Genomic DNA, 20,761 nt, shown 5'->3' on the forward strand with positions numbered 1-20,761 from the left:
TCTTTTATCCGTTAGGGACTGTGGCAGCCCAAGCCCCACTGAAAAATCCGCATACTTTCGGGCACCGCTCAATTCCTGAACGCATACGCCGGTTCTCGAAGCGTGTTCAGGTGGATACCGAGTATGTCTTCGTCAAAATGGTCCGTTCCCGTTCCATGTACGCATTCATCGAAGCGATGCTCCGGTAAAGGCGAATGAACCAGCAGGCGGGGCTCATGGCCTCCTTCCGCCAGGCGCAGCCAACCGTCTGCCGCCCATTCGGCCTTCTGAATCGCGCTTTCACGTCCTAAGTCGCACATTCGGGACGCCGTTAAAGGACGACCGCAAAGATGCACCATATACCAATCGCTGGTCTGCACCTCGACGTCATTTCCTCGTACATTCTCCAATCCCTGTCCTCATACATAAACAATCTCTCGACATGGTGGGTATTTAAACTATTTTATCCAGGTATTTTAATATACCATCTATCTTGGTCGAGGCATCAATGACGTGTCTTTTCCAAATAAGCATATTATTAACTTTGGCATAACCAGCTTTCAGTTTCTCTAAATTATCTAAACTCTCAATATCATAGATAGGAGGATCTACTCTTTTTAGTAATCTTTCATGGGCCTCGAGAGGGTCAATCTCGATATAGAAACTTATATCCGGAACCGGGAAGTGCTTGAAATGCGCTGTAATAGGTTTGGGATCCGCGCCATAATGAAATGCTTGTGCCAGAACGTCAAATATATACCTATCGCACACATATACCTTGCCATCATGGTCTCTAAGCTTTTCATTAAGCAAGTCCATAAAGTCCACGACAATACCACACATATAAAGTGTACTGTCTAAATTCGGGATGTAAGATAGCGGATCACCGAACTCGAACTCACAAAAAGTTTTCATTATTGAATTACAAACGTAGCGTGGTTTTACATACTCAGTGTCTATGCCTTTGTTTAGCAAAGCATTTGTTAAAGTTTGGGCAAGTGTAGTCTTTCCTGAACCATCAATTCCTGAAAAAGTGATTATCATTTATAGAGCCACCCTTTCCTAATTGTCAATTACTATTGGACTATATATGGAATCAGAGGTCTCTGGAAAAAAGCGATAGATGGATTGTCCAATCTTCTGTTCAATGTCATTCTTTATCTGAAAGAAGCCTTTCCAATGCATGGGAACATTCGCATTCGTCCCATGACGGATCGCAACGGAAACTAATCTTCTTTCAATTAGCGTAAAGCCGTCAGCTTCGGAGAGGGCGTCACATAAGGTTAATAGAAAATCGTATTGATTCCAGTCAAATTGATGAATTAACGAAATAAGTTCCTTTTGCACATGGTTCGGCACCTCATCCCAGCCGTTACTCGTTTCAATCATTCTATTCTGAATAGGAAAGGAATGAGTAACACAAACTTGTGCATTTCCGGGGTATCCTTTTTCGATCATCAATTGATATCCGTCATAAGAATGGACGACAGAAGGCGTAACCCCCCTAAATCTGCCAATGTCGTGTAAAATACCGCAAATATATGCGATATTGGGGTCAATATCCTCTCCCGACTGCTGCATTGCCGTAGCAATAACTTCCGCAGCCTTTGCTACGTTATAAGAATGGTCTACCCATCTTCCGGGGTTTTTCTTACCGGCCCATTCAAGCCAACTTTCTGCAGTCGCACGGTCATGAAGATACATTCGATCCCTCCTAAAGGCCGTCACTTGCGACGGTGCAGTGAATGATTCGACAGTTTTCCGTATCAGTAATGATGAGCGAACCATTTTCTCTGATATATATCCACCTCGGATTACACAAACTCGAGATGACGTTGGGTGGAAAGTCGATTTCTACCACTTTCCCATTCCATACTCCCGATTGCTTGCTTTCGATATAAACGATTCGCTGATTTCCTGTATCCATGACGAGATATCCTTCTCGATACTTGGTAGCAAATCTGGGCCGATGGAACGTTTCCACGTCTCCTCGACTATTTACGAAGGAGGAGATATGCTGAATGGTTTGATCATCGAAATGAAGAGTAATTCTGTGCTTATCTGAGTCGGCAATTACGATTCCGTTCTCAATATACTTAGCAGAATGCGGATCCTGGAGTCCCCCCCATTTCCTAACGAGTTTCCCGCTTCGGCTAAGCTCAATTACTTCGTTATTTTCTGTGAGTGTCACAAGGTAATGTCCTGTCGTCTTATTAATTTCGAGGTGATGAGGGTCACCCAATGGCAGAAAGGAATCCCCTGATTGGCATTGCATTAAGTTATGTTTTTCTTCAAAGGTTGGGTATTCTAATAGAACGAGCCTATTGTTCAGCCCATCACATACCACAATTTCCGATCGATTCATGTTAGTGGCAGTGCATCTTGGCCAATAAAACGGATTCCCAATGTTTTCGTAGAAATCTATCATTCGACTCATATCGGAATCGATTCGTACTAAGGCATTGCTGTGGGTATTTGCAATCAGGAATGTACCATCTGCCAATTCCTCAACCGATCTTGGATAGGTGAGTATTAATCGCTTAATAGTCGCTTCGCCCAAAGAAGAAACGACGGTTTTTTCCCTCGTTACCCTTATAATGCGTCTGTTTTTGGAATCCGCTATAACAGTGTCTCCGTTGGGGAGCCGTTTCGCGCACGTAGGTTTCCACAAGAGTTGCCCCTCAGATCCCAGTGTACCTGCCTCTCCGTACTGCCATAAGATCTTGCCATTTAGATCCACTTCAAGAACCCGTGAATTTATCGAATCCGCAATCAGTACGGTGTTTGACTGAAGAAGATAGCATGAGTACATCGGAACATTCAGTTGTCCGCTTCCCGGCTTCCGATCTTTACCGAAAGACCATATAATTTTTCCGCTTGCGTCAATGAGAATCACTTTTTGTTTCTTTCGAAGTGTAAGCAACGCTCTATCTTCGTCTAAAATATGAATAGTCTCTGGATCTAATTCTTGCTCCCAAGAGAATCGGATGCGCTCAGTAGAATAAGCAATGAAATTCCCCTCTCGATCCATGATAAGGGGTCTTCCCGCCATTGGGTTTCCGATATCCACCCAATCTTCCCGTTCTAGTAATTTGCCAAAGAAACGGAATTGCTTATTCCCATCGACTATGAGAGGAAAGTTCCCATGTGCATCTATATCGAAATACGTCGGTTCCGTAAGTATTGAGTTCTTGAAGTTTTCATCATATACGGTCCCATATTCATAATCGTAAACTAACCTCAAGGTGTCACCTCTTCAAGAGGAAAAATCCGTTCGATATATTCTTTTTTAAACCGCTCTATGCTTTCATCAGTGTCATTTATAAATTTGCACTCCAATCCTACAAGTCCGGTGAAATCCAGTTCTACTAAAGCCTTTAAAATATTGTGGTAGTTAATTTCTCCAAGACCAGGTTCGGTCCGGCCGGGATGGTCGGCAATATGAAAATGGTTTATTTTATCGAAGTATTTCCTTGCATTGGAGATCAAGTTGCCTTCTGAAACCTGCTGATGGTAAAAATCGAAGCAGATTTGAACATGAGGAGAGTCGACCTCTTGGACAATTCGATACGCTTCATCTGAATGCTGCAGGAAATACCCTGGATGATTAACCAGGGTATTTAGTGGCTCTATCTCAAGAACAAGACCCGCTTTCTCGAATAGCGGTGCACATACTTTTAAGGTTTCCACCATCGTATTCATTTGTTTCTCTCTTGTAACGCCACTTAGTAAATCGCCAGTTTGCGTCACAATCGAAGTAGCACCGAGGCTCTTCGCCGCTTCAATCGTTTCACGTATTCCAGCAATGAAAGAATCACGGAGAGTTTCATCAACTAGGCTGATGTAGCGTGCACATATTGAAACGATTCGTTTATCAATTCTTTCGATGTCTTTCTTTACAGCAGAAAGGTCTAGATTCCACCACCGATAAAACTCAAGACCCGCAAGCTGATGATCTCTTACTTTTTCTAAGTGATAGGTAACATCTTTACCTTGATACGCCCCAAAACATAGAGTGAACTGCATCGTCATAACCTCATCTTTCTAGTATGCCTAGATAGTGGCTTTCGTTCTCTTTGCCGATTCAACAGCATCAAATACCATCTGTAGGGATTTGATGTTGTCGAATATGTTGCACTCTGGTTCGAGGTTTTCGACTATAGATTGGATGAACTCTTCTAAGACAAGATCCTGTGAAGATTGGGTCGACACGCTATTGTCGATAAGTTGTTTCACTGTGATTTGATTAACGGTATGAATATGATATAGACTTGAATCTTCCCAAAGCAAACTTCCCTTTCTGCCGTCAAATCTCCATGTACCTGCACGGGACGTTTCCAGCCCGACAGAACACCAAGATGCATCATAAGTAACTTGACAGCTATCTAAAACGATGATCATCGAATGCGCCGCATCTGATTTGTATGGACTCCAACTTGGGTTATAACTTACTGTGGAGATGCTTTTAGGTAATTGTTCCGTGAAATACCTCAACAAGTCAAAATGATGAATGCTCATATCGATTATCATCGGATATTCCATTTCAGTTAACCGAAAATTGTCAGGTGAAAAATTAGGATTACGTGCAAACAGTACCTGGATATGAGAAAGGTCCCCAATGAACCCCTCTTTCAACAATTGTTTCACTTTTCTCGGAATTGGGTTAAAGCGATAATCTTGGCTAACCATGTACTTCAGTTGTGTACCCTTTATTCGTTCCATAATCGTTTGGGCTGATTTCAATGTATCAGCTAACGGTTTTTCGCTTAGCACATGGATGCCATGTTCAATGGCGGCAACACTTATTTCTTCGTGTAAATTTGGCGGCGTGACGTTGATCAGAATGTCAGCTTTCGGCGTACCCGAAAAAGCATCCTGATAACGTTCAAACATCACATCCTGACGGAAGTCGTATTTATTTCTAATGCGCTCCAAAGTATCCTGCATAGGATCCACATAACCAATACATTGTAGTTTAGGGTTTCGATTTACGACATCGATCCACTTTTTTCCCATTTTACCTAAACCTACGATTACGGCATTCAGTTTTCTGTCCATATTCTCCCCCACCTACACGATTGGCACGATTTCGGCATTAGATTTCACGATATGGTTGTCCGGAATATGGCACTTGAGTGAAATGTTGGCATAAGTGACAACATTTTTACCAATTACTGTGCCAGGATTCAGGACCGTGTTGCACCCGATCTTGGCATTATCTCCTACAATTGAGCCAAAGTAAGGGGTTTCCGCACTCCATCTATGTCCATTGAATTCGATCGAAATAGCGCCTTTAAACGGAAGGTTTTTCACATTGGAACATATCGACCCAGCGCCGAAATTTACCCCTTCACCTATAATTGAATTGCCAATATAGTTGAAATGGGGAGCTTTCGCTTTGTTTAATAAGACGCTGTGTTTAATTTCACTACAATGCCCCACGACACAGTTATCCCCAATAATTACATTCTCTCTAAGGTATGCACCATGTCGGATAGTAACATTAGATCCGATTAGTGCCGGTCCCTTAATATAAACTCCCGGCTCAATCGTTGTATTTTCACCAATCCAAACCTTATCGTGTTGTAAGAAAGTTCCTGGAACATCTACAATATTCGTCTTTGGTAATCTATGAAGTTGATCTTCGATATACCCTCCTAAATTCATTAGAATCTCACGAGGGTCCTGGTATTCAAGAAACAAACTGCGCCAAGCGAAGCTTTGAAAATTGATCAAATCAGGTAATATATTCATAGACCGGCCTACGAAGCAAAGCATTCTTCGAGAATTGCAAAAAGTTCCTCGATCTGCTCGTAAGTAATGATGATGGGTGGTTTAATTACAATACGATTTTCATATAGCCTGAAGAAAGCACCCTTGCGTAGTAAACGATTGTAAATTCCCTTAGTTGTCGAAAGGTTTTCTTCCTTGCTGCCAACTGAAATTACAATACTGTGAATCAGTCCGACCCCTCTCGTGCGGATCGGCACTTTTGATATGTTTTTCAATTTCTCGAGTCGTTTGATCATTTCTGATTCTTTACCCAAAATATCAAATTCCTCAGACTTCAGGGTGGTCAGAGTAGCTACTGCCGCTGCGCAGGAAATGGGGTGTCCGCCATTAGTGAAATCAGCCTCGTTATAATCAAGTACTGCCTTTAATTTATCATGAAGAAGTACGCCTGCGAGCGGATGACCTGCCGAAAGTCCTTTTCCAAGTGTTACGATATCCGGCTCTATTCCATAGTAATTTGTTGCAAATATACCAGGCATCCAACCGAAACTTTGGTTCTCGTCAATTATGAATAGAATATCATTCTCACGGCAATAACGTTGAATTTCCTTCAGGTAGGTTCCGGTATTCTCGTCAACGAGTACGCCAGCATTGGCCATAATAGGGTCAACAAAGACAGCGGCAATGTTTCCATGTTTACTGATCGCATCGTGGAGCTGTTCGAGCGACCGTAAAAAAGAGCTAGGTTCATCGCATGAAGGTGGATCGATAAAGACAACATCCTCGGTCGTCCCTAATAAAGTGTTGTAATCTCTTGCGTAACCGCGAATATGAATGGTTTGAGTCGTCTGACCCGTATGACCTCCGTTATAAGAGATAATTCCGCTCTTTCCAGTAAACTTCTTTGCGATTTTAAGAGCAGCCTCATTGGCATCGGAGCCGTCACACATTTTTATATTAACCTTCGTTAAATGTTTCGGTGCTAGTTCAACAATTAATTTCGAAGCTTCGAGGAAAGATACGGAGCTAAAGCGACTCGAAATGTAGGTTAGAGTGCGGGCCTGCTCTACGACTGCCGCTACAATTGCTGGATGACACTGACCTAACAAGACATTAAGTGTTTGGCTCGAATAGTCAGCGAATCGATTGCCTTCGGTATCCCAAAAGTAAATACCTTCCCCTTTCACGGCTGGTCCTAACGACGGATCCGGCCAAGTATTATTAGCTAGGTACTCCAAATATGAACTTGTTTTTAACACAGTCGTCCATTCCCTTCTACTACATTAATGTATTTTCCTAAGCCAATTAATCCATGGTTATCGTCATTCTCACCGAATACAATCTCAATCTCCGTGTCTTTCTGAAATTCATGCAATTCATTTAAGTGCCGTTTCAATGTTTCGATGTATGGATTCCCGACAGCGATCGCAAAACCACCGATAATAACAAAACGTTTTATACCAATTAATTGACAGATGAAGGACATTGAATGCGCTAACGGTTTTATGCTTTCATCTAGGATAATCTTGGCGAAGTCATCTTCCGCCGCCAACGCTTTAATCATTTCGAAAGTTGTTATTTTGGGGGAATGCGAAAGCAAAGATAGGGTGAATTGTTCCGGATATTCATTCTTCAAATATTCCCCTACTTTTTCAACTCCCCGCCCTGAGGAAATTGCTCCTAGATGCCCTTTGCAGCCGCAATCACACACCAATTCCTTGAAGCGTCCTCCATAATAGGAATGACCGATTTCTCCGCCACTACCATTGGAGTCAATTAAAACTTCACCGTTCCAGAATACTTTATTGCCTATTCCAGAACTAACAGTAATGATACAGAAACGATCACTTTTACTTTTGACGTACCTCCAACCGGCCGCAGTAACATCGTTCATAACTATGACTTCAAGATCGCTGAAACGAAGCTGCAACAAGTGTCTTAATGGGAATTCACTGGAAGTGTTCCCCCATAGGGTAGGCGCTTCTCTCACTACGCCTTCATCGGTTACAGGTCCAGGGAAGGAAATTCCCAAACCCGTGATCCGGTAGTCATTCGAAAGTTTGTACTCCTCAACAATTCTAGTGATGGATTCTAAGAAATCCTGTTGCATTTGTTCAATGGTTATGTCCGGAAGATTTATGAAATTATCCGAATTCACTTTCTTTACATCCACCAAAACTCCAGACTCCAAATACGACCCTGAGCGGAAATACGTCCCACCAATATCCATTACGAGGAAGGCTTTCATACATTCAGTTCCCTCCCGTACCGTGACTGGAATGCAGTGAGTTCGAATAACGAACGATGAATTAACTCAAAATTAATCTCTTTCAAATCTTTGATAAAGATTGCTTTACCGATATCGTTTGGTAAAACAAGATTGAGATGATTCCCTCGGTGCAATACGATATCATTCAAGGAATCCCATAAACCTTCTGCATCCTCATTACCAACGTGCACATCTAGACCCAGACTGATTAGCAGCTTTAAGATACGATCACGATTAGGTAATGAAAGTAATCCCATAAGATATGAAATTTCTGTGCACAAAGCCATATCCATTGCCACTGCAATGCCATGGCTAATTCGATAATTTGAGCTCGTTTCAATATACGGACTGAAGGAATGTCCGAAATCGACCAACCGTTCCAAATCAGCTTCATAGAAATTCACCCGAAGTTCTTCAATCATTCTAATGATTGCACGTTGATTAATCTCTATGGCAGCCGACTGATGACTTCTGTACTTGCTTTGTATCAATTGGGCTCCATATTCCTCAACCAAATCGAATAATTGGTTGTCTCGGATGATTGCCATTTTTACAATCTCAGATAATCCGCAACGAATTTCTTTCTCCTCTAATGTCGATAACAAGGAAAAATCATTAATCGCAGCTTTTGGAGGATAAAATGAACCCAAGAAATTTTTTGATCCTTCATAATTTATTCCTGTTTTAATACCAATCCCCGCGTCTATTTGACCAACCAAGGTCGTTGGTATTCTCAGGTATTCCAACTTCCGTTTATACATAGATGCTGCAAATCCGACAATATCAAGTAAAATTCCGCCCCCAATACCGATCATCAGTGAATTCCGATCCAATTTGAACTTTTTACCTTCATTGCAAATATAAAGGACGGCACTCATATTTTTTTCTTGCTCGTTTGTATTAATTGTAATGATCTTATACTTCTCTGGATGGAAATGAGTCGAAAAATAATTGCTGATTTTATCTATATAAAGTTTGTTTATACTCTCACTAATTAATACAAGTAGCTTCCTATCGTTACAATATTTTTTTATCACTTCGTTTTCTGGGTTGAAAATATCTTTTGTCATCGCAATTTCATAATTCACAACGTGTCTTTCGTCAGAGACGGTAAGGACATTATCTACGAAATGCAAGTTTCTCACATTTGTCAGACTCCTTTTTGCATGGATACTTGAAACACAAGAATCGAAATATTAGCATCAGAATTATTCATTAATCCATGAGTTCCCCCAATGGGATTTACAATGACATCTCCCGCTTTAATTTGGATTTCCGATTCTCCGAGGACCATGTTTCCGGCTCCATTAACGATAAAGTAGATTTCCTCGTTGTTGCCATGACGATGTACCCCGATGCTCGATTGGGGAGGAACAATTACATAATCGATGAAATCGAGTGGCGATTGGAAATCAACTTTTGAGAAAAGACGGTTCTTCTCGTTCACCCCCATCCCTTCGTGGCTGATTTCTTTTTCCATTAATGCTTCATATACATTTTTCTTTTGGTAGTTCAACAGGCTCCCCCTCCGCTTCTCGCTAATTTATGGACCCTAATTGGTAACAACAAATTCCTGTGGTATTCTGCTCCCACAACCGACGAATATGATCAATGAATTGCCAAGATGCTTGAATCTCTTCCCACGAGACGAATGAGCTTTGATCACCGGAAATTATACGTTGAAACAACTTATCATAAGAAATGGAGTTCCTCTTGGAATCAACCGAGTTATTGTGCATATCGGTCACAATGATTTTAGCTCTCATGACATCGAAGATTATGGAATCGTAAGAATTCGTAAACTCACTGAGAAGATCTCTGAGTGTCTTCACTGTTTGTGGTGATTTAAATGAAATTTCGATTCTCGTGCGTTTTTCTTCCATTCTCTTTCCGGTTTTCAGTACAACGTCAGTACCTTTCCAGCGCAAACTCCGAATCGTTAATTCAAGACGTACGAATGTCTCAATAACAGAATTCGGATTTACGTTATCCTCTTCTCGATAGCCAATATATTGCCCACGTATAACCTTTCGTCCCAGTTCTTCTTCCTGTTCGAATTTCGTAAGATTTCCAATTAACCTAGCTCTCTCGTTGCGAAGCATGAACAGCTCTCCGGTTGCCGGCAGCTCCATACAGACAAGGGACAATGTTTGCAGGATATGATTTTGAACCATATCTCGCAGGGCCCCTACAGACTCGTAGTATTGACCTCTACCCTCTATCCCAATTGACTCGTTCCACTCGATTTCAATCTTGTTAATGAACGAACTGTTCCAATAACAATCAAAACGAGGACATACTGAACGAATATGGTAGAGGTCCTTATAAAACTTTTTCTCAAGTACGTGATCCAACCGAAATATTTCCTTTTCGCGAAAATGCTTAACAAGTTCGGTTTCGATCTCAAGCGCGGTTTGCAAATTCGTACCAAACGGTTTTTCTACCACGATCTTTCTAACGCCGCTATCAGCAAGAATAGTCGATGCCGCAAGATTACGGATGGAGATAGAAAATAAGCTTGGCAATAAGGAAAGGAAAAAGATTCTCTCGTTAAATGATGAATTACGCATTTCGTCTAAGCGATTAAGGTATTCCTTAAGACCCTTAAAGTCCGATTCCTGCGTTACATCCATTGCATAGTAATAAATTGATCCCATAAATCTTAAAAACCATTGTTCATCTATGTAATACGAATAAGTCTCGCAAAAACTGTTGTATATGCGCCTCACGTATTGCGTGAAATCATTCTCCGTCAACTGTCTTCTGGAAATACAGACTATTTTCAGCTGGGGGAACAAATCCTCTTCTATGCGCATTTTCATTATGGAAGGGATAAGCTTCTTTTGAGCAAGATCACCTGTACCGCCAAAAATAACGATCGTCTTTTGAGTTATCAAATCATGCATATTGTTCACGCTTTAGCAGTTCAAGAAACAGGCGGTAGGTCTTGTATTCTCGATCAATAATTGCAGAAAATTTCGTTGCAAACTCTTGTGAAAATAACTCCGGCTTTCTTAGAAGTCGATTGTATTCGAGTTGAAACCGCTGCCATGCATTTACCAATTGAATCGTTTTCTCGAACATGTGATCAAACATGGAGTCTGCCGTTAACCCCTTGACCCATTCGAGAAATTTCAATAGATTTGACCAGCCCGCATGTAAATGCATAAAGCATTCCAAGAAGAACGCCAATTTGGAACGCACTTGCAGATTGGGATGTTCGATAAGGGACTTGGTTAACATGCGTTGCGAAGTTTCTTGCTGCAGTACTTCCGATACTCGCTCTCGTATTCTTGTAAGCAAACTCTCTAATAATGTGATGAACTGATGCTCAGGGCAATCAGCAACCTCAATGTCAAAAGTCTTCATGATACCTCCAACCATTTTTAAATTCATGAAAACTATCTTGCTGATAAGACCATAAAGGCTCCATCAAAATTATGATATACGTGGAAATATGGCTTGATTAATAAATTGAACTGAAAAACCAATTGGTTATGCTCTACTAAATTACGAACAATAACGCTATCGCTAAATGGCAAAGAAAAGTACATGACCTTAGTTCCATCAATATTTACTACCTCGACCTTTGAAATGTCTTCGCCATTCCCATTTTTGAGGAACAAGTTTTTTTCTTTCCATGAAATTTGATATTCATGAAACAAAAAATTTTGATCATAGCTCAAATGGTTGTTCAGCATCTTAAAGATAAAGGTGTAAGCATGTAAAATTTCATATGCACTATTTTCAAATTGAATGTAACAATCCAATTTGTTTGAATTCAATTCGAACAAAAATTTTAAATTCAAATCAAAACGATCGGCATTAATTTCATATGAAGAGAAGTTTTCTAATAATTTTGGTTCTTTATGCGAATCTTTGAAAACTTCAATGCGAGATATAACTTTTTGTATGGTTTTTTGTTGATGCTGTTTAAGCCTCTCTCGCTCATATTCTTCCGGTGTTGTGAAAATTCTGTCATGAATTGAAAGGTTCCACTTCCATTTTTGTATACTCTCTATGGTTTTGAATTGGTGGGACATGACTTCACCAAACAAATCGTTCACTTCGCTCAAAGTTTGATGAACAATGCTCCCCATTTTATAGTGGTCAGCCAAAACAGACAATCGATTCCAATCTATTTGCGTTTTGAACTTTTTCAGGAAAATCGCAATATCAAACATGTTTCTCAAAATTGGCTGTTCGCTTGATCCGTCATTATCAGCATTTTCACAAAGGCATAAGAACGTATGGTACAAATCCATTGTAGGAACCTGAAAATCTCTGATATTAATCTGCGTATTTGATCGAATAAAGGTTTCAATACTATCTTCACACATAATCGTCTCATGTAAATAACGCTGAATTTCAACGCTGACATAATGGTTCTCAAATTGTTTCCACATTTCAAAATATTCATGATGTCGATATCCTTTTAACAATGGGAATGGAATTTGCAAAGCAAGTCCTTGTTCAATGTTGCAGAGATCGGCTCTATCCACTCCAATATATGATTTGTACCCATGACGGGAAAGTAAATCAAATGCTTGTTTTGAATGTCTGTCGTTAAATAACAAATCTATGTCTCCTGTATGTCTTGCAAAAATATCATCAAACAGCAACACGGACAGGCATAAACCTTTCATCACCGAAAAATGGATGTTTTCTTTTTTTAAAATCGCCGTCACGTCGCGTAATGCTAATAGAATGCTATTGATTTTAGAAACATGATTCTCATATGCCTCTTTCCAGAAGGATTGATAATCAGGTGGAATATACGGAGATACAACTTTGAATATGACTGGCATTACTTTATGGTTCTTACTAAGGTCAAGAAATGCATTCCAATCAACATCAATGTAATCTCTGTTTTGAATAGGTTTCTCCAAAAGAATTGAACGAATTGTTCTCAATAATACTTTTTGTTCAATTGTCAAAGAAGTTGACACTCAGTTTCCTCCTTTTAGCCCCACATCGATAAAATTCACTAGATTCAGGGCTCCCGTTACGCGCTAAACTAATAGACGATCTTTATTTTTTTCTTTATCCGATTGGAATTTATAAATCTCGTACATTGCTGCCTCAATCGTGGGTTCCTGAACTTGTATGTCTACGATTTCATGATTTCTAGTAATAAGCGTTATTGCTTCGGCGGTGGATATAATATCCTTATCGTACCAAAGCCACTTCTTCGTTCCTTCCTCCTTCACGATTCGGATTCGGGAGTCCAATTGTTTCGGTGTATTCTCCAAGAAATCTATAATCAATACATTGCCGTTGCTGTATTTATTTTTAAATTGATCAAGACTTCCGTCGAAGACCAATGCCCCTTTATCGATTGTAATAATACGATTGCAGACAGCCTCGATATCGTCCATATCATGGGTCGTCAAAATAACGGTCGTATTCCTTTCTTTGTTTATTTCCCTAATGAAACTTCTTATTTTCCGTTTAATAGAGACATCTAATCCTATCGTCGGTTCATCCAAATACAATATTTCCGGATCATGCAGCAAGGAGACGACCAGTTCCGCCCGCATTCGTTGTCCTAGGCTTAATTGTCTCACGGGGGTCCGCAAAAAACTGTTCATTTCCAGCAGTTCTACAAAAAAGCCGACGTTCTCTTTGAACCTCTTGTCTTCGATTTTGTATATTCTTTTAAATAAGTCGAAGGTTTCTTCCATTGGCAAATTCCAATACAATTGCGTTCTTTGGCCAAATACAACGCCAATCTTCTTAGCGTTTTCTTTTCTATTCTTATAGGGAACTGCGTTGTGCACCAAAAGGGTTCCTTCCGTTGGAACCAAAATGCCGGTCAGCATTTTGATCGTTGTCGATTTGCCGGCGCCATTGGCACCAACATATCCGACCAGCTCTCCTTTTTTAATTTCGAAGGAGACATCGTTAATCGCCTTTTTGATCTCGTATTTTCGGTGAAACAGAGAGAGCATCGTCGGAACAATCCCTTTTTCATGTTGTACAACCTTATATTCCTTGGTCACATTTTTTAGTTGAATGATCGTATTCATCATTAGCCTCCTATGAGCCCGTGCTGGAGTAATTGTTGATCCCTTTTTTCCAGAACAAGTATGCGATCGTGAAACAAAAGACACCTACAAGCGGACTAATATAGGGGAGAGAGTGGTTAAAGCCGACGTAATCATTTTTCTTAAGCAGCACTTGAACCGGAAAGAAATTGATAAAGGCATAAGGCAACACCATGGTTAAAATAATCTGGATGCTTTTGTGATAAATCGAAATGGGATATTTAACAAAGCTTTTGAACTCGAAAAAGAATATTTCTTTGATTCCGGAATTTTCGACTACCCAGAAAGCGGGAACAGAAGTCACAATCAACCCCGCTGCCTGAATCAAGGCTCCGCTCAAAAAGATTACGATGATATACGCAATTGAGCTTATATCGATAGGTATGGCCAGAGCATTAAGGCTATAAGCGATTACAAATAGCGATAACAACAAGTGGCTGATATACGCCGTATTAAAGTCTCTGCAGATCAGATATAACAAGTTGTTCAAAGGTTTGGTCAATACCTCGTCAAATGAACCGTTTTTCACCATGCTGCTGATTTGATTGCACGGCGTAAAGAACAAAAAGCCAGCGAGTGCGTACGACCCTAAATTGATGGTATAAAGAATCGTAACTTCGTATGCTCCCCAGCCATTGATCGATTTGAATTGCTTCATGATGAGCCAAACAAGTAATATTTCCGATGCATATGAAAAAAACTGGGCCAGTACACCCATAAAGAAAGATTTCCGATATTCCGCGACTCCCATAATTCTTAATTTGATAAACGTAAAGTATAAATCCAGGTAGCCCATGAACCCTTACCCTCCATACACCGAAATTCTATGATTGACTCTCCTCCAAACGATTCTCTCCACCGTATACAGCAAGATTAGCCAAAGTGCTTCTAATCCTATGATGTTCAGCGAGCTGCTGATGGAATATTTACTTAGATAGATTGCAATGGGTTCATAAAATACAAATCGAAACGGAAGCCAGCTGCATATATTAAATAACCATGACGGGTAGTACCACAATGGAATAACGGCCCCTGAAAACAAGTTGAACAATGCACCGGTAAAGAAAGGGAGATACCACGCAGTCTCCAACCAAAATGCCGATAGACCAATTATGTAATTGATGTAAAAAGCAATGGCCACCCCCAATAGAAGGCTGCCTATGAACAGTATCCATTGCAACGGGTCATTCAAAGAAATAAATCCGTAAATGAGAGCGATCACGACGCACACCGGCAAATTGATCAGTACGGCTTGGAATAGATTTCTGCCCATGTCCTCGGCGAAAAGGTAACTTTTGAAGTTGATCGGTTTAATAAAATCGGACGAGATGTTTCCGTTTTGAACTCTTTCCGAAATATTTCCGCTGATTTTGGACTTCGTTAGCGTCAAAATCACGGAAGTCATTATCGAATAGCTTAGCATCTGTGGAAGGGAAACAACATTGGCAACTCCTTGACTCTGAAATAAAGCGGTCCATACATTGATTTGAATAAACAATGCAAACAAACTGGCCATAATGGAGAGGAAAAAATCCAATCGGTAGCTGTATCTCTCCTGGAACGCCTTTTTAATGAACTCGATGTATAACATGCATCGCTCTCCCGGTATAGATCTTATTATGCGTAGTAAACAAATAAAGCCCCGAATTTTCAGTTTCCAAAGACCATTAAAGAAATAGACCAACTAAGCTGCCTTTTGGAGTTGCTTGTAATTCAGCTTTTGATCACCGTAAATTATCGCAATGGATTCGGGAAATTTATTAACTTGTTCCTTGAATTTATTGTGGAGACAAACTGTATTTTGTTCATTTCCAAACATTGCACCTTCCTCCTTTAAAATTACTCCTCTCCAATAATTCGACTTTTTGTGCACATTTCCCCTATGGAAAGTATAGGAAATACTTAAATAATTAAATATTCTATTTGTACCGAAAAATGTTTATAAACCAGATAATATTTATTTGCAGAAAGTCTCATCGATATTAATTTTTTTTTTATTACCGCACTTTTTTTGAAAAATTCATCCACTTCATCAAACAGTAATTTATAGATGTTCATTTCAATGTTTGAGTCTAAACCAGGCGTCGATTATGTCGAGACGGAAATTAATATTGCTGGGCTTAAGCGTATGCTCTTCGAGGAATTGGAGCTTCCGCGATTAGAGCAGAAAGATAAGCGAGTCATGATCGACAACGAAATCATCTTAAACGACGTCCGCAAAAAAGATAGAAATCGTGTTCGTCACGCACCATACGGAGACGAAAGGAGTAACCGAGGAGGAGTTTTTTACGCGGGGAGAAAGCGGTGGGACGATCTGTTCGTCAGCCTACGTCAAGGCGCTTGAAATCGATGCCAGATATCCCGATTTCTCTTTTTATTCCGCAATAGATTCACCTTATTCGATCAAAGTGTCATTTTACAAGCCAATCGAAACTATACGTATAAATCACCTCTATATCACCACTCTTGTACAAAATACTTTTAATTAGCTCATGAAACAAACCTCTTATCCGTTCATTTTCTACGTTCAGTTCGCGAAATTCCTCAAAAATATATTGTAAGGAAGAGACTTCGGCATCTGATTTCTGTAGGTTTGCCATTCTTTGATTCACGATTTCGCATTCCTCATGGGCTATCTTTATTTGCTGTTTCTTGGCTAGCATTTCCCTAGTGTATACATCTTCCGGAAAAAGCTCTCTTTGCTGAAATAAATCCATTTGATCTTTGGTCAGCTTTTGAATCCTTTTATTTATGGATTTTATTTCGTCTTCAAGTCTACCAAGCTCATTGCCAACCACGACTTTCATCGTGAAAATGTCAGATGGAATATCCTGAAGCTTTTTTCGTACCAAATTTATTACAGCTGCTTCGAGTTCATCTGCCCTCACATTGGCTTGATCACATCTATGCCTGCCGTATTTGTGGTAGGTTTTACAGATGTAATAACGGTATTCCTTCCCGTTAAAAGTCCGCTTCTGACATACAATCCCTTCCTTGCACTTGCCGCAAAATAAAATACCAGTTAAGGGATGATACGCTCTCCCTGGTGACCGTTTGTGTCCCCTCGAAAACAAAATTTGCTGTGCTTTATAGAAGACGGCACGATCAATAAGCGGCTCATGAGCATTTTCAACGACGTTCCACTCTTCTTTAGCTGTTTTTATTTGGACTTTTCGCTTAGTCATTTTTCCGTCATCTTCGTATTCGCGCTGAAGCATGTTACGCAGCTTACCGTGAACCACATTTCCAATGTAGGCTGGGTTCCTTAGTACTTGATTAACGGTCTCACGGCACCACAAAGATCCGTTCTTTGACCGTTAACCTTGATTATTCAGATAGACCGCAATCTTGAAGGTGCCTATGCCTTCATTTACGTATAGGTCAAAAATCGTCTTAGGGATATGCTTCCAATCCGGATCGACCTCGAGCTTTTTGTAGCCGGATTAACAACATATCCAATCGGGGCTCGCCCCCCCCACTGTCCACGCCTTGCTTTTTGTTTTCTGGCGCTGCTCACGCGAGCTGATATTTTCTTACTCTCTTGTTCGGATAGTACCGACAAAATATCGAACGTGATGTTGTCTTTATTCAAGGTATCGTAATTGTCATTGATCGCGACAACCCGAACTCCGTACCGTTCGAACATGCCGATGATCGCGGGGTTTTCCTGCTTGTCTCTACCTACGCGGCTGGCTTCTTTGAACACAATCAGCTTGAATTTATGTTCGCGAGCATCTTTAATGGCTTGTTTCATTCCTGCACGATTAAACATGCTCGTGTAATACCCCGAGACGGCCTCATCCCGATATATTAGAAGATCCTCAGTATCGTATTGAGGACCTAATCGGCTTATATATTCCTGGCACTGACCGACTTGATTCTCTATGGAGTCGCCTTGTTTGTCCGTACTCACCCTCGCATATACTGCGCATTTTATTTTTTCGGAGGAAGACAAGACTCTCGCCTCCTCCCTTGATCATCCACTTGAGAGCGAATAGAAATCTCTATCTCGATTCCGTATGTTCTTCGCCGTATTCCTTTACCTTCTCGACCAACCATTCCTCGATGGGAGCATCGCCTTCCCGCTCCGTAAAGGTAAACTTCATCGCCTCTCCCCCATACGTTCAGTTACTTCAATGTATGAAGGAGACGACTTGTCACATTCCGTTAATTACGCCAAACCCATATCCTTGAGTGTTGCATAACTAACTAAAGCTTACGGGAGGTGAAGCGTGATATGCTCCCCTTACAGTAGACAGGTGAAATAATAAAACCTGCTACTGTAAGGGGAGTTTTCATGACTAGAGGAAAACTTAATGCCTCGGAGAAGATGGCTATTCTAATAGCAATATCAAACGGAGAAATTAGTGTTTCGGCTGCAGCGAATAAATACGGGATTCAAAGAACAACCCTGGCGAGATGGCAGCGTGGTTACAAGCTTTGGGGATATGAAGGGTTGGGGCATCGTGCACGTTACCGGAGTTACAATGCTGAGCTCAAGCTTCAGGCGGTGAAGGATTATCTTGAGGGTGGGCTGTCCCAATACCAAATTATTGATAAATATGAGATTGCCAGCACGAAGCAGCTCTATAACTGGATAAGGAAGTATAATGGTCATATGCGCTTGAACACCTATACTGGGGGAACAAAGACGATGACCAAAGGACGTTCTACAACATGGCAGGAAAGGCTCGACATTGTCTTGTACTGCCTTGCAAATAAACAGGACTATAAGCAGGCAGCGAGCCAATTCAAGGTCTCGTACCAACAAGTTTATGGATGGGTAAAGAAGTATGAGACTGGTGGCGAGGATGCTTTACGAGACGGCAGAGGACGCAAGAAGGCTCCTGAAGAGTTAACCGAGGCGGATCAGCAAAAGCTCGCGATAAAGAAGCTGGAGTATGAAATGGAGCGTCTTAGAGCGGAGAATGCCTTCTTAAAAAAGTTACAAGAGTTCCAAAGGAGGCGTCGCTAAGCCAACATCGTCAGGAGAACGTCTATCTCGCGATACAGGCCGTGCAACAGGCAGAGTCGCTCAGCATACAGCTTCTGTGCGAAGTTGCAGGGATTCCAAGATCCAGTTACTACAAGTGGCTTAGCCATAAGCCAAGTCAGCGGGAACTGGAGAACCAGGAGCTGGCGGAAGTCATGATGTCCATCTACAGGAAGGTCGAGGGAACTTTCGGCTACCGCCAACTCACGCTGCATATGTGCAGTAAGCTGCAGAAGCCTATTAACCACAAACGCGTGCAGCGTTTAATGAAGATTAAGGGAATCCAGTCGGTGATCCGCCGAAAGAAAAAGAAATATCCTCGCTCCACCCCTCAGCATGTGGCCGAAAATCTGCTAAATCGCAAGTTTCAAGCGGATGCGCCTAATGAGAAATGGGTAACGGACGTAACGGAATTCAAATACGGTCATGGCCAGAAGGCTTATCTAAGCGCGATTCTAGACCTCCATGATAATTCGATTGTGTCCTACGTGCTGGGGCACTCCAACAACAATCCGCTGGTGTTTAAGACGTTGGAATTAGCACTGGAAACTGCGTCCGGGAGTAAGCCTATGATTCACAGCGACCGAGGCTACCAATACACTTCAACGGACTTTAAAGAAAAGTTGGAAGCCGCCAACATGAAGCAGAGCATGTCCCGAGTTGGCCGATGCATCGATAACGGACCAATGGAGTCGTTCTGGGGTACGTTGAAGTGTGAGAAGTATTATTTACATAAATACCAAACCTTTGAGCAATTAAAGGACGACATTGTAGATTACATTTACTTCTACAACTACGAACGATTGCAGAAAAAACTACACGGCCTCAGCCCCATGGAATACAGGGCTAAGGCCGCATAATAGATCTTTATTTTTTGTACTGTCTACTTGACGGGGTGCAGTTCAGCGGCGATGACGGAGCCGCTTTTTTATTGTTTCTAAGGAAGATTGGTCCCTGCACCGCAAAGGTTATCTGGATCAAAGCCGTCACCGAGAGAAAGCCCGCGAAGCGATCAAGCAGAACCTTCCCGACCTTGTTACGGACGAAAGCATCCTAGCCTCCAACGGAAAGCAGATCATCAAGATTCCCATTCGAAGCCTAGACGAAAATCGCTTCATCTTTAACTACAATAAATCCAAGCACATCGGCCAAGGCTCGATCTTCTCGTTTCCAATCAGATAGACGATAAGCGACGGTAACTTGACAGGAGCATGGACGCTGCGAAGATTCCCCAATCGAAAACGCCGACAGTGATAGGCCGGAAATGATCCTTGGAGGCAATAATAAAGGCTAACGGAAACTCGTTCCAGATTCGCATGAACACCAGCACGCTTTGCGTTACGAGCGCGGGCAAGACGATAGGCATAATGATTCGGAAGAAAGTCTGATACACGTTCGTGCCGTCTATGCAGGCGGCCTCTTCCAGCTCTTTGGGCAAAGAGCGGAGAAACGCATACAGCATGAGCACGCAGGAAGCGAGGGAGAATCCGGTATACGGCAGTATGAGACCCAGATAGCTCTCTTGGAGATGAAGCTCCTTGATCGATTGGAATAACGGGATGACAACGACTTCAATGGGCACGATCAAACCGAGAGAGATATAGATCAGAACCGTTGAATTAAACTTCCACTTCATGCGACTCAAACAGTAAGCGAGCATGCTTCCCGTTACCAGCGTGATGGCAATCGTCCCGGAGGCATAAATCAAGCTGTTCTTGAAGTACACGAAAAAATGATACT

The 20,761-nt window shown here is 41.5% G+C and carries 21 protein-coding genes and 2 pseudogenes; 3 read left to right on the plus strand and 20 right to left on the minus strand.

Features of this window, described 5'->3' with window-relative positions; genetic code table 11:
• Positions 1–68: 68 nt before the first annotated feature.
• The 17 genes from COHPA_RS0106965 to COHPA_RS0107045 form a co-directional block, all read right to left on the minus strand.
• Entirely contained in the window at positions 69–389 is a 321-nt protein-coding gene (locus COHPA_RS0106965) for a family 43 glycosylhydrolase (protein ID WP_027085477.1), read from the minus strand.
• Positions 390–432: 43 nt separating this feature from the next.
• Entirely contained in the window at positions 433–1,023 is a 591-nt protein-coding gene (locus COHPA_RS0106970; protein WP_027085478.1) for a dTMP kinase, read from the minus strand.
• An 18-nt stretch (positions 1,024–1,041) separates the two neighbouring features.
• Positions 1,042–1,683 (minus strand): HD domain-containing protein, encoded by a 642-nt coding sequence (locus COHPA_RS0106975; RefSeq protein WP_027085479.1) that lies wholly within the window; start codon positions 1,681–1,683, stop codon positions 1,042–1,044.
• A 10-nt stretch (positions 1,684–1,693) separates the two neighbouring features.
• Entirely contained in the window at positions 1,694–3,223 is a 1,530-nt protein-coding gene (locus COHPA_RS0106980) for an outer membrane protein assembly factor BamB family protein (RefSeq protein WP_027085480.1), read from the minus strand.
• A complete protein-coding gene (locus tag COHPA_RS0106985) occupies positions 3,220–4,011 on the minus strand; it encodes a TIM barrel protein (protein ID WP_245590289.1) in 792 nt (263 codons plus the stop codon). The genes COHPA_RS0106980 and COHPA_RS0106985 overlap by 4 nt, the downstream gene beginning before the upstream one ends.
• A 21-nt stretch (positions 4,012–4,032) precedes the next feature.
• Positions 4,033–5,037, minus strand: coding sequence for a Gfo/Idh/MocA family protein (locus tag COHPA_RS0106990; protein ID WP_027085482.1), 1,005 nt, complete (start codon positions 5,035–5,037; stop codon positions 4,033–4,035).
• 12 nt (positions 5,038–5,049) lie between these two features.
• Positions 5,050–5,733 carry a DapH/DapD/GlmU-related protein gene (locus tag COHPA_RS0106995; RefSeq protein WP_027085483.1) on the minus strand — a complete coding sequence of 228 codons (684 nt, stop codon included), beginning with the start codon at positions 5,731–5,733 and terminating at the stop codon, positions 5,050–5,052.
• Positions 5,734–5,741: 8 nt separating this feature from the next.
• Positions 5,742–6,971 carry a class-III pyridoxal-phosphate-dependent aminotransferase gene (locus COHPA_RS0107000; RefSeq protein WP_027085484.1) on the minus strand — a complete coding sequence of 410 codons (1,230 nt, stop codon included), beginning with the start codon at positions 6,969–6,971 and terminating at the stop codon, positions 5,742–5,744.
• Positions 6,965–7,960, minus strand: coding sequence for an ROK family protein (locus COHPA_RS0107005; protein WP_027085485.1), 996 nt, complete (start codon positions 7,958–7,960; stop codon positions 6,965–6,967). Before COHPA_RS0107005 ends, COHPA_RS0107000 begins: the two co-directional genes overlap by 7 nt.
• Positions 7,957–9,126, minus strand: a complete 1,170-nt coding sequence (locus tag COHPA_RS0107010) for a sedoheptulose 7-phosphate cyclase (protein ID WP_027085486.1) — start codon at positions 9,124–9,126, stop codon at positions 7,957–7,959. Before COHPA_RS0107010 ends, COHPA_RS0107005 begins: the two co-directional genes overlap by 4 nt.
• 5 nt (positions 9,127–9,131) lie before the next feature.
• Complete coding sequence (locus COHPA_RS0107015; protein WP_027085487.1) at positions 9,132–9,497, minus strand: cupin domain-containing protein; 366 nt, start codon at positions 9,495–9,497, stop codon at positions 9,132–9,134.
• 22 nt (positions 9,498–9,519) lie between these two features.
• Positions 9,520–10,887 (minus strand): glucose-6-phosphate dehydrogenase, encoded by a 1,368-nt coding sequence (locus COHPA_RS0107020; protein WP_027085488.1) that lies wholly within the window; start codon positions 10,885–10,887, stop codon positions 9,520–9,522.
• Positions 10,880–11,350, minus strand: a complete 471-nt coding sequence (locus tag COHPA_RS0107025) for a hypothetical protein (RefSeq protein ID WP_027085489.1) — start codon at positions 11,348–11,350, stop codon at positions 10,880–10,882. Before COHPA_RS0107025 ends, COHPA_RS0107020 begins: the two co-directional genes overlap by 8 nt.
• Before the next feature lie 32 nt (positions 11,351–11,382).
• Entirely contained in the window at positions 11,383–12,930 is a 1,548-nt protein-coding gene (locus tag COHPA_RS0107030; protein ID WP_027085490.1) for a nucleotidyltransferase family protein, read from the minus strand.
• Positions 12,931–12,993: 63 nt separating this feature from the next.
• The gene (locus COHPA_RS0107035) at positions 12,994–14,010 is read right to left on the minus strand and encodes an ABC transporter ATP-binding protein (RefSeq protein WP_027085491.1); all 1,017 of its coding nucleotides are present in this window, start codon (positions 14,008–14,010) and stop codon (positions 12,994–12,996) included.
• Positions 14,011–14,020: 10 nt separating this feature from the next.
• Positions 14,021–14,824: an ABC transporter permease gene (locus COHPA_RS0107040; RefSeq protein WP_027085492.1), complete on the minus strand. Its 804-nt coding sequence runs from the start codon at positions 14,822–14,824 to the stop codon at positions 14,021–14,023.
• Between the two features lie 6 nt (positions 14,825–14,830).
• Positions 14,831–15,619: an ABC transporter permease gene (locus tag COHPA_RS0107045; protein ID WP_027085493.1), complete on the minus strand. Its 789-nt coding sequence runs from the start codon at positions 15,617–15,619 to the stop codon at positions 14,831–14,833.
• Between the two features lie 483 nt (positions 15,620–16,102).
• On the opposite strand from COHPA_RS0107045, the pseudogene COHPA_RS25025 reads away from it, so the two are divergent.
• Positions 16,103–16,391: pseudogene (locus tag COHPA_RS25025) on the plus strand (DUF444 family protein); the annotation flags it as partial.
• Positions 16,392–16,439: 48 nt separating this feature from the next.
• Here the strand turns inward: COHPA_RS25025 and COHPA_RS26050 are convergent.
• Together COHPA_RS26050 and COHPA_RS26055 are read right to left on the minus strand one after the other, a co-directional pair.
• Entirely contained in the window at positions 16,440–17,327 is an 888-nt protein-coding gene (locus COHPA_RS26050) for a recombinase family protein (RefSeq protein WP_245590290.1), read from the minus strand.
• Between the two features lie 71 nt (positions 17,328–17,398).
• Positions 17,399–17,983: a recombinase family protein gene (locus COHPA_RS26055; protein ID WP_027085496.1), complete on the minus strand. Its 585-nt coding sequence runs from the start codon at positions 17,981–17,983 to the stop codon at positions 17,399–17,401.
• Between the two features lie 342 nt (positions 17,984–18,325).
• On the opposite strand from COHPA_RS26055, the gene COHPA_RS26430 reads away from it, so the two are divergent.
• A protein-coding gene (locus tag COHPA_RS26430) for an IS3 family transposase (RefSeq protein WP_425393678.1) occupies positions 18,326–19,881 on the plus strand; the annotation gives its coding sequence in 2 pieces (ribosomal slippage) (positions 18,326–18,983 and positions 18,983–19,881; 1,557 coding nt in all).
• 51 nt (positions 19,882–19,932) lie between these two features.
• A pseudogene (locus COHPA_RS25030) lies at positions 19,933–20,176 on the plus strand (DUF444 family protein); the annotation flags it as partial.
• A 19-nt stretch (positions 20,177–20,195) separates the two neighbouring features.
• On the opposite strand, the gene COHPA_RS23105 reads toward COHPA_RS25030, so the two are convergent.
• Positions 20,196–20,747 (minus strand): carbohydrate ABC transporter permease, encoded by a 552-nt coding sequence (locus tag COHPA_RS23105; protein WP_027085499.1) that lies wholly within the window; start codon positions 20,745–20,747, stop codon positions 20,196–20,198.
• Positions 20,748–20,761: the final 14 nt, after the last annotated feature.

Source organism: Cohnella panacarvi Gsoil 349, assembly GCF_000515335.1.
Taxonomy (GTDB): Bacteria; Bacillota; Bacilli; order Paenibacillales; family Paenibacillaceae; genus Cohnella; species Cohnella panacarvi.

Bases quoted from the DNA above. Each gene is read 5' to 3' on its own strand.
- COHPA_RS0106990 (WP_027085482.1), bottom strand. From the start codon at position 5,037: ATGGACAGAAAACTGAATGCCGTAATCGTAGGTTTAGGTAAAATGGGA.
- COHPA_RS0106975 (WP_027085479.1), bottom strand. From the start codon at position 1,683: ATGTATCTTCATGACCGTGCGACTGCAGAAAGTTGGCTTGAATGGGCC.
- COHPA_RS0106995 (WP_027085483.1), bottom strand. From the start codon at position 5,733: ATGAATATATTACCTGATTTGATCAATTTTCAAAGCTTCGCTTGGCGC.
- COHPA_RS0106970 (WP_027085478.1), bottom strand. From the start codon at position 1,023: ATGATAATCACTTTTTCAGGAATTGATGGTTCAGGAAAGACTACACTT.
- COHPA_RS0107020 (WP_027085488.1), bottom strand. From the start codon at position 10,887: ATGCATGATTTGATAACTCAAAAGACGATCGTTATTTTTGGCGGTACA.
- COHPA_RS0107035 (WP_027085491.1), bottom strand. From the start codon at position 14,010: ATGAATACGATCATTCAACTAAAAAATGTGACCAAGGAATATAAGGTT.
- COHPA_RS0107045 (WP_027085493.1), bottom strand. From the start codon at position 15,619: ATGTTATACATCGAGTTCATTAAAAAGGCGTTCCAGGAGAGATACAGC.
- COHPA_RS0107005 (WP_027085485.1), bottom strand. From the start codon at position 7,960: ATGAAAGCCTTCCTCGTAATGGATATTGGTGGGACGTATTTCCGCTCA.
- COHPA_RS0107025 (WP_027085489.1), bottom strand. From the start codon at position 11,350: ATGAAGACTTTTGACATTGAGGTTGCTGATTGCCCTGAGCATCAGTTC.
- COHPA_RS0106985 (WP_245590289.1), bottom strand. From the start codon at position 4,011: ATGACGATGCAGTTCACTCTATGTTTTGGGGCGTATCAAGGTAAAGAT.
- COHPA_RS0107040 (WP_027085492.1), bottom strand. From the start codon at position 14,824: ATGGGCTACCTGGATTTATACTTTACGTTTATCAAATTAAGAATTATG.